The organism is Methylocapsa acidiphila B2, from assembly GCF_000427445.1.
GTDB lineage: Bacteria > Pseudomonadota > Alphaproteobacteria > Rhizobiales > Beijerinckiaceae > Methylocapsa > Methylocapsa acidiphila.
In genome coordinates this window covers 1,910,596-1,924,027 of sequence record NZ_KE386496.1, presented here as the reverse complement: position 1 = coordinate 1,924,027, position 13,432 = coordinate 1,910,596, and the positions used below count along the sequence as shown (strand labels likewise).

General features: G+C 63.1%; 11 protein-coding genes and 2 pseudogenes. 4 read left to right on the top strand and 9 right to left on the bottom strand.

All coding sequences use genetic code 11. From position 1 onward, the window contains the following. Positions 1-86: 86 nt before the first annotated feature. Complete coding sequence (locus METAC_RS0111315) at positions 87-593, top strand: hypothetical protein (protein WP_026607117.1); 507 nt, start codon at positions 87-89, stop codon at positions 591-593. A gap of 84 nt (positions 594-677) precedes the next feature. Here METAC_RS0111315 and METAC_RS0111310 read toward each other — a convergent pair whose 3' ends face one another. The 9 genes and pseudogenes from METAC_RS0111310 to METAC_RS27450 all read right to left on the bottom strand — a co-directional run bounded on the left by METAC_RS0111310 (position 678) and on the right by METAC_RS27450 (position 10,366). Further along, positions 678-2,402 (bottom strand): methyl-accepting chemotaxis domain-containing protein, encoded by a 1,725-nt coding sequence (locus METAC_RS0111310; protein ID WP_026607116.1) that lies wholly within the window; start codon positions 2,400-2,402, stop codon positions 678-680. Positions 2,403-2,408: 6 nt separating this feature from the next. Further along, positions 2,409-3,505: pseudogene (locus tag METAC_RS23285) on the bottom strand (protein-glutamate methylesterase/protein-glutamine glutaminase). 15 nt (positions 3,506-3,520) lie between these two features. Beyond that, positions 3,521-4,384, bottom strand: a complete 864-nt coding sequence (locus METAC_RS0111300; RefSeq protein ID WP_051335530.1) for a CheR family methyltransferase — start codon at positions 4,382-4,384, stop codon at positions 3,521-3,523. 5 nt (positions 4,385-4,389) lie between these two features. Beyond that, positions 4,390-4,878 (bottom strand): chemotaxis protein CheW, encoded by a 489-nt coding sequence (locus METAC_RS23280; protein WP_051335529.1) that lies wholly within the window; start codon positions 4,876-4,878, stop codon positions 4,390-4,392. Positions 4,879-4,944: 66 nt separating this feature from the next. Next, positions 4,945-7,137: a HAMP domain-containing methyl-accepting chemotaxis protein gene (locus METAC_RS0111290; protein ID WP_026607114.1), complete on the bottom strand. Its 2,193-nt coding sequence runs from the start codon at positions 7,135-7,137 to the stop codon at positions 4,945-4,947. A 36-nt stretch (positions 7,138-7,173) separates the two neighbouring features. Continuing rightward, the gene (locus METAC_RS0111285) at positions 7,174-7,620 is read right to left on the bottom strand and encodes a chemotaxis protein CheW (protein ID WP_036255483.1); all 447 of its coding nucleotides are present in this window, start codon (positions 7,618-7,620) and stop codon (positions 7,174-7,176) included. A 1-nt stretch (position 7,621) separates the two neighbouring features. Further along, a complete protein-coding gene (locus METAC_RS0111280) occupies positions 7,622-9,703 on the bottom strand; it encodes a chemotaxis protein CheA (RefSeq protein ID WP_026607112.1) in 2,082 nt (693 codons plus the stop codon). Beyond that, entirely contained in the window at positions 9,700-10,065 is a 366-nt protein-coding gene (locus METAC_RS0111275) for a response regulator (RefSeq protein ID WP_026607111.1), read from the bottom strand. Before METAC_RS0111275 ends, METAC_RS0111280 begins: the two co-directional genes overlap by 4 nt. Positions 10,066-10,078: 13 nt before the next feature. Next, entirely contained in the window at positions 10,079-10,366 is a 288-nt protein-coding gene (locus METAC_RS27450) for an STAS domain-containing protein (protein ID WP_198017205.1), read from the bottom strand. 367 nt (positions 10,367-10,733) lie between these two features. On the opposite strand from METAC_RS27450, the gene METAC_RS0111265 reads away from it, so the two are divergent. The 3 genes and pseudogenes from METAC_RS0111265 to METAC_RS27115 form a co-directional block, all read left to right on the top strand. After that, positions 10,734-10,913: an HK97-gp10 family putative phage morphogenesis protein gene (locus METAC_RS0111265; protein ID WP_198017204.1), complete on the top strand. Its 180-nt coding sequence runs from the start codon at positions 10,734-10,736 to the stop codon at positions 10,911-10,913. A 1,342-nt stretch (positions 10,914-12,255) separates the two neighbouring features. Beyond that, positions 12,256-12,480 (top strand): hypothetical protein, encoded by a 225-nt coding sequence (locus tag METAC_RS0111245; protein WP_026607108.1) that lies wholly within the window; start codon positions 12,256-12,258, stop codon positions 12,478-12,480. 744 nt (positions 12,481-13,224) lie between these two features. Next, a pseudogene (locus tag METAC_RS27115) lies at positions 13,225-13,419 on the top strand (Arm DNA-binding domain-containing protein); the annotation flags it as partial. Positions 13,420-13,432 lie beyond the last annotated feature (13 nt).

Here is a 13,432-nt window from a genome sequence, read left to right as displayed (position 1 = left end):
ACGCGCTCCCAACGACGGTTTCGCGCAATTCGGCTCGTCATGCCGATCGGCGCGGCCGGCAACATGGAAGTCTAAAAGGAGCTGAAATGGATGTTCGCTCTCCCGAGGTCGCGCGCGCCGACATGCCGAGCCCTTGGTTCGCAGCGGCGCGGCGTCCCGCCGACGGTCCCCCCGGTGACGGCCCTTTTGCGCCGACGGCTTTCCCGGCGCTGGAATTCTGGGCGATGCAGAGGCGGGCCTATTTCTCGTTCTTGAATTCATTCTATGCGTTTTTCGGCGCGTCCTCCCTGTTTTGGGGAATGTCTTGGAGCATGACGGTTTCCATCAGCCGGAGCGGCCAAGGCTATGGCGTATTTGGTTCGAGGCGATCGCAAACCGTGAGCGTGGTCGCGACGACCTCGGTTCGACGCGGCCGAGATTCGGTGCGCATCGATGAGGACGCGCGTTGCGTCGCCATGGATGAACCTAGCCGCCAAACGAGCTTGATCGAGGGGGCCGCCCTTGAGCCCACGCCGAGCGCGGCGATGAGCAAGGCCGATTTGATCGCGGAATGGGATCTCTGGCGGCTCGGCGCCTCGGACCCTCGGCTTTGATCGCGGCGGGGCGAGGAACGCGTCTCCTCATTCTCGGCGCGAAGATCGCCGTCAGTTCGCCCCTAGTGGGAGGCGGCTCGGCGATCAGGCGACGAGCATAGGCGCAGGGCCGGCGCCTTGCTCATCTTGGTCGAGCCCGAAGCGCGCGACCTCGCCCACGAGCGAGGCGTGAATTTTACGCTCCGTCGCCATCGTATAGACGCCGCGCATGAGGGCGTCGACGGCGCGGCAAGCGTGCGCGTCTGGTTCGGCTCCTGTGGCGGCGCCCGTGGCAATGGCGAAGGCCCTGAGCGCTTCGGCCGACTCGCTTATGAGCAAGCTGGTCTCCGCCAAGCTCGAGATGCCGCGCTCCGCCTTGTGAAGCATGTCAGCGAAGGCCACCCCGTCATTCACCAGGCGCGAAAGCGCCTCGGTGAGGCGCAGGTCGCTTTCGTCGAGCTGATCCATGGCGCTGCGCAGGGAATGCTCAGCCCCTTCGATCCGGCCGGCGCTGCGCATGTCCTTCCGGCCCACGCCGGCCGTCGCCTGGATCAGCGCGACAATCGGCGTCAAAGCTCTCGCGTCGTCCGAGACGCGCTTCGCGACGTCTTTCAACTCCTGGGCGATGACGACAAGTCCGCGGCCTTCCGCCCCCAAGCGGCTCGCCTTGAGGCCGGCGTTGATACCGATCCGAATGATCTCGAAAATGATCGTATTCAAATCGCTCACGGTCTCTTGGAATTGCTCGAGCATGAGGTCCAGGGCCGAGGTCACGCGTTCGACCAGAGCGTGGGCGCTTTCACATTTGCGGATCAGGGTCAGCGCCTCTGAAAGCTTGGCGCGGAGGGCGTCGAGAAAGGATGCGCCGTTCTTCGTCTGCGCGCCAAATAGGTTGCGGCCGAGATCGGTCAACTGGGTCGTATCGTCGCCGAGCCGTCTGAGCGCATCTGCAATATCGGCGAGATCTCGGCCGAGATCCTCGGCGGCCGCGTCGAGCTGCGCGGCCTGCAGCCGGCATAGGAGATCGAGGACCGGCCAGTCGTCGTCGTTTTCGTCTGCGATCTCCGCTCGCATTCGCTCCGCCGTCGCGATGGCGTAGCCGACATGCTCCAGCCGTTGTCGGGCGGCATCGCCGCCTTGCAGCGAGGTGATGGCGGCGCCGACCGATTGCGCCAATTTCCGCGAATGCGCCGCAGCCTCGTCGGCCAGGCCGCCGCTGCGTCCCCGTTTCTCCTGGATCGCGGCGAAAATCTCGGTCAGCTCTCGCGACAGGCTCGCAAGCTGCGCGCGATATTGGCGCTCGAAGTCGGATTGCGCCTTCATGGCGGACCGCAATAGCGCCGCGAGCTCCGTTTGGTGGCGCGCGCAGGACGTGATCGAGTCCTGAGCGTTCCGCGTGAACTGCAGGATTTCGCTCGTGAAATCGGCGAAGCCTTCCGGCGCGGCCCGCACCGCCGCCGCTTCGATGCGCGCCGCGCGCGCCAGAACCGTCATCATCCGCATATTCTCGAGGAGGCGGATCAAGAAGGACGAGGCGTCCATATTATGCTTCGAAAGGCTTTGGAGCATGGCGGTTTCGGCGGGAAGCGAGTCGCTGAGCGCGCGCAATTCATGGGCGAGATCGGCGAGCGCCTGGGTCGACTTCTGCATGCCGCCGGCCGAGAGCTCGGTCGAAAGGCCGATCATAGCCGCATTCAGGCTTTCGAAGATGTCCATGCCGCGCCCGAGCCTTTCGCCGGCCCGGGCGAAGGCGTGGTCGATTTCGGCCGCGCTTTTCGGCAGCGTCGCAGCCACTTGTTCGAGAATGTCGTGAAAGTCGGCGTGGTTCATGGACGTTCAAGCCACTGCGGCGGCGAGCCGCGCGCTCGGCCAGCCTATGATCAAGGAGGGGATCTTGCCGAGCGGGAGGGTCATTTCAGCCGCGCCGAGCTGAATGGCCTCGCGGGGCATTCCGAAGACGACGCAGCTTTCCTCGTCTTGAGCGACCGTGCGCGCGCCGGCGTTGCGCATCTCGAGAAGGCCTTTCGCTCCATCGTCGCCCATGCCGGTCATGATGATGCCGAGAGCATTGGCGCCGGCGTTCTGGGCGGCGGAGCGAAACAGAACGTCGACGGAGGGCCGGTGACGCGACACCGGCGGTCCATCCTTGATGGCGACGGTGTGTAATGGGCGCCGGTCCGCTGGAGCAGCAGGTGGCGGCCGCCGGGCGCGATGAGGACGCCGCCGGCGAGGACTGGGTCGCCGTCTTCCGCCTCCTTCACATTGACTGCGCAAAGCCCATCGAGGCGGCGGGCGAAGGCCGCGGTGAATTTTTCCGGCATATGCTGCACAATGACGACGCCGGGCGCGTCCGCTGGCAGGACTTCGAGGATCTCGCGGAGGGTCTCCGTTCCTCCGGTCGAGACGCCGATGCAGACGATGCGGTCGGTCGCGGCCTTCAGCCGTCCGGCGACAGGGGGCGGCAGGATCACGTCGGCGGTCAACTTTCGGTCGACCTGAATCGGACGCGGCCGCGCGCCGCGCAGCCTGGCTTGCGCCGCCGCCTTGACCGAGTCGCGCATGCGGGTCGCCGATTCCTGCAGATATTGGCGCGTGTCGATGCGCGGCTTCGGCACGACGTCGACGGCGCCGGCTTCGAGCGCGTCGAATAGGGCTTTCGATCCGTCTTCGGTCAATGTCGAGCAGATGATCACTGGGATCGGGCGTTGCGACATGATCTTGCGTAGAAACGTGACCCCGTCCATGCGCGGCATTTCGACGTCCAGGATCATGACGTCGGGGAGTTCTTCCTGCAGGCGCCGGGCGGCGGCGAAAGGGTCCGCAGCCGCGCCGGTCACGACGATGCCGGGATCTTCGTTCAGAATAGACGTCAGGATCTGCCGCACCGACGCTGAATCGTCAACGATGAGGACGCGAATGGGTTTGCCGCTCACGGGATTAAACTCCGCTCATGCCTGGAACACTGTAGGAAGGACCTGCGTCAGACCGGCCCGCGCGCCGCCAGCCATTGATTCCGAATGCCCGACGAATATGTAGCCGCCGGGCCGAAGGTGGTTGCAGAGCCTGTCCAGAACCTGCTTTTGCGTCGCCTTATCGAAATAGATCAGGACGTTGCGGCAAAAAATGACGTCGACATCCTGGTCGACTGGATAATGCGGGTCCATGAGGTTCAGCTGCTCGAACCGCGTGAGTCGGCGAAGTTCCGGCGCGATCCGCACTTCGGGGCGCGCCGAATCCCGCGCCGGCATGATGTAGCGAAGAGCCATGTCGGCCGGCACCGGAGCGACCATGTCCTTCGTGTAGACGCCGCGCCTCGCGTGGGTCAGGACGTCTGTGGAGACCTCGGTGCCGAGAATCGAAAATGTGAAGCGTGGTCCGGCGTCGGCCATGTCCTGCAGCACCATTGCGAGCGTGTAGGCTTCCGCGCCGATCGAGGCGGCCGCGCTCCAGACTTTCAGTCGCGCCGGGCGTCGACCATTTTGGGCGAGGAGCGCGGGAACGGCGACCTCGCGCAGAAACTCGAAATGGTCGGGCTCGCGGAAAAAATCGGTCTTGTTTGTCGTGACGCAGTCGATGATGTGAACGAGCTCCTCTTCGAGCCTGCCGCGCTCGAAGAGAAGGCTGGCATAATCGTTCAGCCCGGCGAGTCCGAGCGCCCGGACGCGCTTGCGCAGGCGTCCTTCGACCATGGTTTGCTTTGTCGGCGGCAGGCAGATCCCAGTCTGCTTCTGCACGATCTCGGCGATGGATCGGTAGTGGCGATCGGTCAGGCGTTCGGCGGCGAAGCGGGCGGGTTGAGCGAGCTCCGACATCGCGCTCAAGCCACATCCGCCAGCGTGGCGGCGGCGACGCCGAGCAGGGCGTCCTGGTCGGAGGCCATGAGGCGCCCGAGATCGAAGATGATGATGAAGCTCTCGCCCTTGCGCCCGATGCCGGCGATATATTTTGCGCGCCAGCGACCGCCGACGTCAGGCGCCGGTTCGGTCTGATCCTGGTCGACGCTTGCCACTTCGAGCACACGGTCGGCGATGAAGCCGACCCCGATCGTGCGGCCGTCGAGCGGCACGTCGAGGATGACGATGCGGGTCGATGGCGTCGGCTCGACCGGGGGCAGGCCGAGCTTGATGCGTAGGTCGACGATCGGATATCCGGCGCCGCGCACGTCGATCATGCCGACGAGGAAGGGCGGGGCTTGCGGCAGTTTCGAAATAGGCCGCATGTCCAAGATCTCTCGCACGTTGCGTATGTCGATGCCGAAAGTCTCCTGGTCGAGTCCGAGCGTGAGATATTGGACTGTTTCGGTCATGTGCGTCTCCCGAAGGAACAACTTGCATGGTCGTCGCGCGGCGGCTTGGCGCGCTGCACCGGCGCCTTATCCGGCGCGGCGAAACTCGCCGTCGTCATGGTCGTCGCGCGCATTCAATTCGAAGGCGAAGCCGCCCTTTGCGGCGCGCGCCGGCGCTGCGGCCTGCGCCTTCTTCTTGGCGCCTGTGGGCCGCGCCATGGCGGCGGCCGTCGCCCGCAGTTGGCTCAAGGAGCGATCGAGGGCGGCGTCCGACTGCGCGCCATGCGCGTCGATGCGGAAATAGGCGATGGTGGATTGAAGCTGCTCGGCCTGGCTCGCCAATTCCTCGGAGGTCGCCGACACCTGCTCCGAGGCGCTGGCGTTCTGCTGGGTCACCTTGTCGAGCTGTTGGATCGCCTGGTTGATCTGCGAGGAGCCTACGTCCTGCTCGCGGCAGGCGGCGGTGATCTCTTCGACGAGCTCGGCGGTCTTCTTGATGTCGGGCACCAGCTTCGCCAACATGGCGCCGGCGTCCTGCGCCGTCTTGACCGTGTTCGAGGACAAGGCGCTGATCTCGGCGGCGGCGGACTGGCTGCGCTCGGCGAGCTTGCGCACTTCGGAGGCGACCACCGCGAAGCCTCGGCCGTGCTCGCCGGCGCGGGCCGCCTCGACCGCCGCGTTGAGCGCGAGAAGATCGGTTTGGCGGGCGATTTCCTGCACGATGGTGATTTTCTCGGCGATGGTCCGCATGGCGTCGACCGCGCGTCCGACCGCGGCGCCGCTCGCCTCGGCGTCCTTGGCCGATTGGCGGGCGATGGCCTCGGTCTGGCCGGCGTTGTCGGCGTTCTGCTTCACATTCGCCGCCATCTCCTCCATCGAGGCCGAGGCCTCTTCCGCCGAGGAGGCCTGTTCCGTCGCCCCTTGCGAAAGCTGCTCCGCGCTCGCCGATAATTCCTGGCTGCCGGCCGATACATTCTGCGCCGCAGAAATCGCATCCGCGACGATCGCGCGGAGCTTCTCCACCATCCGCTCCAGCGCGAGGCCGAGCCGATCCTTGTCGGACAGCCGCTTAGCGGCGACGGTCAGATTGCCGGCGGCGATTTCATCGGCGACCGCCGCCGTGGCGCTGAGATTGGCGGTCATCTGGTTCAGCGACTTGATGAGATCGCTGATCTCGTCGTCGCTGGTGATCTTGATGGTCTGATCGAGATCGCCGATCGCGACCGCATCGGCCAGAGAGGCGGCGCGGCTGATGCCGCGGCTGATGCTGAGCGAGATCCACACGGCGGCGGCGATCGCGATGGCGACGGAAGCGGCGACAATTCCGAGCAGCAGGCTCTTGGCGAAAGCCGCTTCGTTTTCGGCCATTGCGGCGAAAGCCTGCATGCGCTTGTTCACGAATGTCGAGAAGGCGTCGAGCGCATCCAGGGCCTCGCTCGTCGCCTTGCGCCCATCGCCGATGCTAAGCGTCGTGGCCTTGATGTTGCCGGCCTCTTGGACGATGTCAGCGACCCGCGCCGCGAGCGCAGACAGCCGCTCGAATTGCGCGTCGAAGGAGGTGGGCGACAGGCCCAACATGGTCGCCGCCGAGGTGACTTTCGCGACCTCCTCCTTGGCCGCCGCGAATTCGGCGGTCGCCGCCTTATGCGCTGAGTCGAGGCTTTCGAGCGTGGAGGCCGAAAATGTCTCCGCCAACATGCGGCCTGCGCGCGCGATGGTGAATTGCGCGGATTTCAGCAGCAGCGCGGCTTGCGCGCTCTTGGCGGAGAACGGCGCCTTGGCCGCCTCGGCAGCGAGGGCCTCCGCGGCGGCGTTGAAATCATGGACGGCTTTAGGCCCTTCGGCCGCCCACAGCTCGGCCCCGCGCGCATTGGAATTCATTTTCCCGAATTTGATGATCTGATCGCTAAGATCGGCGGCCTTGGCCAGCTTGTCGCCGGCCTGCTGCAGCAGCGCCCTGCCTTCCGCGGTTTTCGACGAGGCCACGAGCGCGTCCCTCAGCGTTGCCGCCTTGGCTCGGGCGTCGAAGATGATCCTGGCGAAGCCGTCAATCTCGGCGTCCGTCGTTGCGAGGATCGCGTTTTTTTCCATCCGAGATTGCATTTGAAGCGCATTTTGCAATTCGCCCGCCTTGGCGATTCGCTCGGCCTGGGCGACGAGCTCCTGTTCGCTATCGGCGAGCGTGTTGAGCTTCATGTAGGCGAGGCCGCCAGCGGCGGCGGACAGAATGATGATGACGCCGAAGGCGCCGGCGAGTTTTGCTTTGACTGTGACTCTCATGATCTGCTCCAGGGCGGGCGCGCGGCGGCGCGGCGATTAATTCAGGATGCGCTCCAGGTCGGGAACGGTGACGAATTCCTCGTTCCACTTCGCGATGAAGCGGACGAATTCCGGGCGCACCCGCATGCCCACGCGGGGCGTCGGTTGGGCATTGGCGCAAGAGAGCTCGGTGACTTCATAGACCTTGTCGGCGATGATCCCGACGGTCACCGGCTCGCCGTCGAGCGCGATCTCAAGAACGATGATTCGCGTGTCGGCTGTGTTCTCGCGTTGGGCCATGCCGAAACGCACCCGAAGGTCCGCGAGCGGGATCACATTGCCGCGCACATTGACGATGCGCGCAAGATAGGCGGGGGCGCCTGCGACCCTGGTCGCCGGGATCGGATCGATGATCTCGCGTACGAGACTCGCATCCAGCGCGAATATTTCATCGCCGAGCCCCAGCATGACCACCTGCAGGGCGGCGGAAGAATTCATCGGCATGTCAGGCGGCCTCCGAGAGATTGGCGTCGGCCTGAGACTGGCCCATTGATAGGAGCTGCGCGACGTCCAGGATCAAGGCGGCTCCACCGTCTCCGAGAATCGTCGCCCCGGAGAACATCGCCACATTGGCGTGCAGCTTCGACAGGGATTTGATCACGGTCTGATGGCTGCCGATGATTTGATCGACGACGAGGCCGAGGCGCATGTCTCCGGTCGACGTGACGATGACCTTCTGATGGCGGTCAGGCTCTCCGTCGGCTCGAAACATATCGCGCAGTCGAATGTAGGGAACGAGCTCACCGCGGATGTTGAGAAAGCTGCGTTCGCGGCTCGCCTCCTGGTCCGCGTGGGAAAGCTCGACGCATTCCTCGACCGCGGCGAGCGGGATGACATAGCGTTCGGCGCCGACGCGCACGAGCAGGCCTTCGATGATGGCGAGGGTCAACGGCAAGCGAAGCGTTATGCGCGCGCCCTCGCCGGCCTTTGTCGAGATGTCGATCGAGCCGCGCATCGACTCGATCGTTTGCTTGACCACGTCCATTCCGACGCCGCGGCCGGACAGGGCCGAAATCGACTTCGCCGTGGAAAAGCCAGGATGAAACAGGAATTGATGGATCTCCTGCTCGCTCAGCGCCGCGCCAGGCGCGACGAGGCCTTGCTCCTCCGCCTTGGCGCGGATTCGCGCCGTGTCGAGGCCGGCGCCATTATCGCTGACGCAGATGAAAACCTGCGCGCCGACGTGAGAGGCGCTGAGCTCGATCCGTCCTTGCGCCGGCTTGCCCGAGGCGGCGCGGCGCGCAGGTTCTTCGATTCCATGATCGATCGCGTTGCGAATGAGATGCACCAGCGGATCGGCGAGGCGCTCGATCACGGTCTTGTCGAGTTCAGTCTCCTCTCCGAGCGCGACGAACTCGACCGGCTTGCCGAGATCGCGGGATAGGTCATGCACGAGCCGCCGGAACCGCCCGAACAACGAACCTATCGGCACCATGCGCGCGCCCATGGTCGTGTCGCGGAGCGCGGCGGCGAGCCGCTCGATTTCTTCGGCGATCGCCTTGGTCGCGAGGTCCGCGCTCGACGCCGCAATCTGGCTGAGGCGCGCCTGCGCGATGACGAGCTCGCCGACCCGATCCATGAGTTGATCGAGCCGTTCGGCTGACACGCGCATGGTCTGCGCGCTCTTGTCTTCGGCCCGCCTGGAGGCTTGCCGTCTTTCGGCGCCGTCGCGCCGATGCTCGTCTGAGGCAAGAGTAGCGCTTTCCGGCCCGACGGCGGCGGTCGCGACATGCGCCCGCGCGGTCTCTCCCGCGACATGCGGCGCTGAGTCCAAGGTCAGTTCTTGCGGGGGCGCTTCGACGCTCGCGCGAGTCGATTCGCGTCCCTCAACGACCGGCGCCAATTGAAGGGTCATCTCGTCGCGGACGAAAATGAAAATGTCCTCTATGGCTTCGGCGGCGCATTCACTGGCGAGCTCGACGCGCCATTTGAGAAAAAGCGTCTCGGGATCGAGCGCGGGCAGGTCGGGGAGGTCGTCAAGGATCGGCGTCGCTACGCAGGCGCCGAGTTCGCGCAGCTCATCGAGCATGGCGAGCGGATTTGCGCCGTTTCGCAAAGAGCTCGCCGCGAAGGCGATGTCGATCGACCACCCGCGCGACGTCGCCACGGGCGCGGAGCCGTTTTGCTCGATTTGGACGATGTCGGTCCGATCCGCCTCGATCGCCTGCTTGAGATCGGCGAGGATCGAGGCGCCGATGATCGCGTCGGTCGAATCCGGATTCTTGATCAGGGCGCGGATGTAATCCTTTGCCGTCAGCGCCACGGCGACGAGATCGGCGCTCGGCTGCGCCGTTCCCTTGCGCAGCTTGTCAAAGGCCGATTCGAAATCATGGGTGAAGGCGGCGACCTGGTCGAAGCCGAACATCGCGCCGGACCCTTTGATCGTATGCAGGGCGCGGAAGGCCGTGTCGATGAGGTCGCGGTTTTGCGGCGCCTTTTCGAGGTCCAGGAGAGCAGCTTCGAGCGCGTCGAGAAGGTCGGCGGCCTCTTGCCGAAATGCGTCTATGAGTTCCGCGTTATCCGTCATTTGCGCGCCAGTTTGTTCACGATTGCGATGAGCTGCTCGGCCTTGAAGGGCTTCGTGAGCCAGCCCGTGGCTCCCGCCGCCTTCGCCTCCTGTTTGATGGAATCGTCGGATTCGGTCGAAAGAAAAACGATCGGCACGCCAACCAAGGATGGGACGCCGCGCAGGCCTTTGATCATCGCCATGCCGTTCATCCCCGGCATGTTCAGATCCGTGATGACCATGTCGATCGGTTGCGACTTGGCCTTCGCCAGACCTTCCGCGCCGTCGGCGGCCTCGACGACAACATGCCCGGCGGGCCCGAGCGCCAATCTGATCATCGTCCGAATGCTGGGAGAATCGTCGACTGTGAGAATTGTTGGCATCGGCGCCTTTCCTTTAGCAAATTTGTCCAGCGGCGAGATCGAGCTGAAATCCCGCGCGCGCCACGGCGGCGCGCAATGGATGGGCTGGATTGACGATTTCGAAATGGAGGCCGCGGCTGTGGAATGTTCTCTGACTAGCGACGAGAAGCTGAATGAGGCTGATGTCGGCCTGTTCCACGCCGCTGCAGTCGACAGTTGCATGTTCGCCTCTGTCGAAGACTTCGCGAATTGTCACAACAATTCGTCGCGCATTTTTGATGCTGCAGTCTTCCTTCAGAATAACGATTGATTTCGTTGACATCGACGAACCCATGGGCAACTCGGCCGACTCGGTCGAACGCCGAGCAGACGAATAGTGCCGACGACCGATAAATTGTCGGTTTGAGGGGATGTTCGAATGCTATGCAATTTGGGGATAGAGCCAGTAGAGATGAGGCGGGGCGACGGCCAAGCGTTATGGGATCGGGCGGCGGGTCGTCGCCAGCCGCAACAGGCGTGATTCCGAGCGTCGATCTCATCTGACCGACGCCGCCTGCAATGCTCATGATTGGCTGGAGGGTTTTTCGCCTAGGCAAATCGACTTTGATTCGCACTCGACCACGCGTTTGCGCCGTAGGGTTAGGCGCGCGGCGCGTCGCCTGTTGCGAAGCCGTTCAACGCCGGCGCATTTGGCGAAACCTCATCAGATCGGTTTCGTTGGCGCCAATAGCCCGATCGCCAAATATCAGGAACTCGGAACCAGCAAGATCCCGCCGCGGCCTTTTCTCCACGGCGCTGTCCCCGCCAAGGGCGAGGAAGTCGCCGAGGTTTTCGGTCATTCGATCAAGACGGCAATCGAGGCCAAATGATCCAAAGCTTGATCAATATCGCTTATGCGTTCCGTAACCTCTCCGTCGCGGCTTGGCGGCTGGCGCGGTTCAAGCTGCAACATAGGGGCGGCCAATGACGGTCGAAGCATTTGCGTCGGACGGCATTTGGAGCCTTGCTTCGAACCCGCCGCCTCGTCACCCGCTACGGGAAACTCAAATTCGGACCGTAGAGCCTTTGACGCCGCAATTCAACTCGGAACTCCGGCGATCTGACTATCGAGAATTCAACGCCTGCCGCAGGGCTTGCGAGGCGTATCTTGCCGACCTTCGGCGCGAGGGAAAGCCTCTGGCGAGCCTGCAATTCGTGGAGCGGTATTAGGGCCGTGGCGGTCCGACCAGTCATCCGATGATCATAAGTCCGAGGAGAAAGGCCAGTCCTTCCCGAATCACGCGCGCCGCCTGACCGCCCGGGAGCAGGCGACGCTCACGCCAAGTAGTCGCAGTATGAGGCCCGCCGCAACAGGAAACTCAAAGCCGGGGTGGTGCGGCCGGTTACATATTGGGGATCGAGACGCAACCAATGTCCCGCCTCGATGGTTGGTAAATGGCGCATGAGAAAGTAAGGGACACTTCTTGGCCATTCGCGCTTCGCGTCGCTCTGCTTGGGCTGCTTTGTCTGCAGGCAGCAGACTGGCGCCATAACCGGTCCTGCGGCGGCAAACGTCGAACCGAGCCATTCCGAGCATCTCGTGCACGAGCTTAAGTAGGCTCTGATCTTGCTGAAAAGCCATCTATCCAAAGGGTTGGACATCATGGATACCCAGACGATTCTCATCATTATCCTTATTATTCTCGTCCTTGGCGGAGGCGGCTGGTACGGGCGGGGACGCTGGTTTTAGGCGGCAGGCGGGGCACCCGTCGCGGATCATGTTGGAATTTAATGACGCGCGACCTTGATCCGCATAATGTGATTGCCGTCTTTTTGTTCAAGAACGCGCCAAGCGCCAGCCAGGCGCAAGGCCCAGCGGCTAAGTCGATTATGCCAAGGTTCACTTGCTTGGCGTATCGGGCGTTTCAATCCCCCGGCGTGTGCCGCGCGCTAGGGGCTTTTTATCGTCGCGGGCGCCGGAGAAGAAATCTACATCGGGCGGAACCGACGACGCTCGAGCGGTCGCAGCAAATCGCGGAATGGGTGAGGCTAACGGATAGACTGTCGGCGCAAGTTGCGCCACCTATTGGCGGTGTGCAGCTAGCTCGGCAGCTGGATCGACATTCAGTCAGATAACTTGAACGAAAATCCGTAGCCTTTCGTAATCCATCCACTCCAGTGTCGAGATCTCGCCCGGCTTCCTGGCGAAAGAATCAACTGGAAAGATTCGACATGTCGATTTCTGCAATCAACACGACGTCGCAACAGCATTATACGGCGCCGACGCAGACAGTGTCCCCCAATGCCAAAGCCGCCGACGGCGATTACAAGACATCGGGCGCTGGGCGGGTCAAGGACGCAGACGGAGATTACAAACCCGTCGCCTCCGCTTCTGCCCCTAAGATTTCGAGCAGCGCGGTCCAGCAGGCGCTGACCAATCTCAAAACCGGCGGCTAAAAGATCGCGAGACGAGCTTCAAATATATTCTGGCGCTCCGAGGGTCGTCTCGCTTCTTGTTTCTTTGCTTCACTTCGAGGTGACGTAGAGTCGCTGACTCGGCGACTCTACTTGGATCGTATCCGCAAGCATATCGTGGCGTCGGCCAGACAATCGATTAGCCTTCCTGCCATGTCCCGCTATCTCGGACCACCTATGTCCTTCGGAAACTGCGCGCGCTCGGCGTGCGATCGATCGCGGCGGAATGCGCTTGTGGACACGCCGGGCGTGCGGACGTGTCGACGCTCCCTGACGGCCTACCGGTTTCTCGGACGCGGGAGCAGCTCAAATGCTCGGCCTTCGGCGCCCGGCCCATAGACGTGGGGCCGAACTGGCTTGAGCATCGGGCGCAAGGGGCGGCGAGGGCCCGATGACCAAATAAGCGACAGATTATTGCGAGCTTGTGAATAGCGTGGAGCCTAGAAAGCTTCCTGTTGCCTCGATGGACTTTCCGGCGTTCTGGCTATCGGGGTACGCAACATAGGCCTTTGATTTTATTGGTACCGCCACCCCGGCTCGAACGGGGGACCTCTAGATCCACAATCTGAATTTATATTATTTCCATTAATTTACGCAAATTTATGTATATTCCTAATTACTTGAAATTAAGAGGATAACAGATCTATAGTCATTTCCACTAATTTCCACGATTTCTTTTTCGGTGGCTATCCGGTGGCGACAAAATCCCAACGGCTTACGAAGCGGATGGTTGATCAGCTCGCGCCGCGCGAACGGCCGTTTATCTTTTTCGATTCCGACGTGAAAGGGTTTGGCTGTCGAGTGATGCCTTCCGGCGTCAAATCGTTCCTCATCGAGTACAGACCGGGCGCTGGCGGTCGAGGCGTCGCAAAGCGCCGACTCACTCTTGGCCGCTACGGCGCCATGACTGTAGAGCAAGCCAGACAAGCCGCGC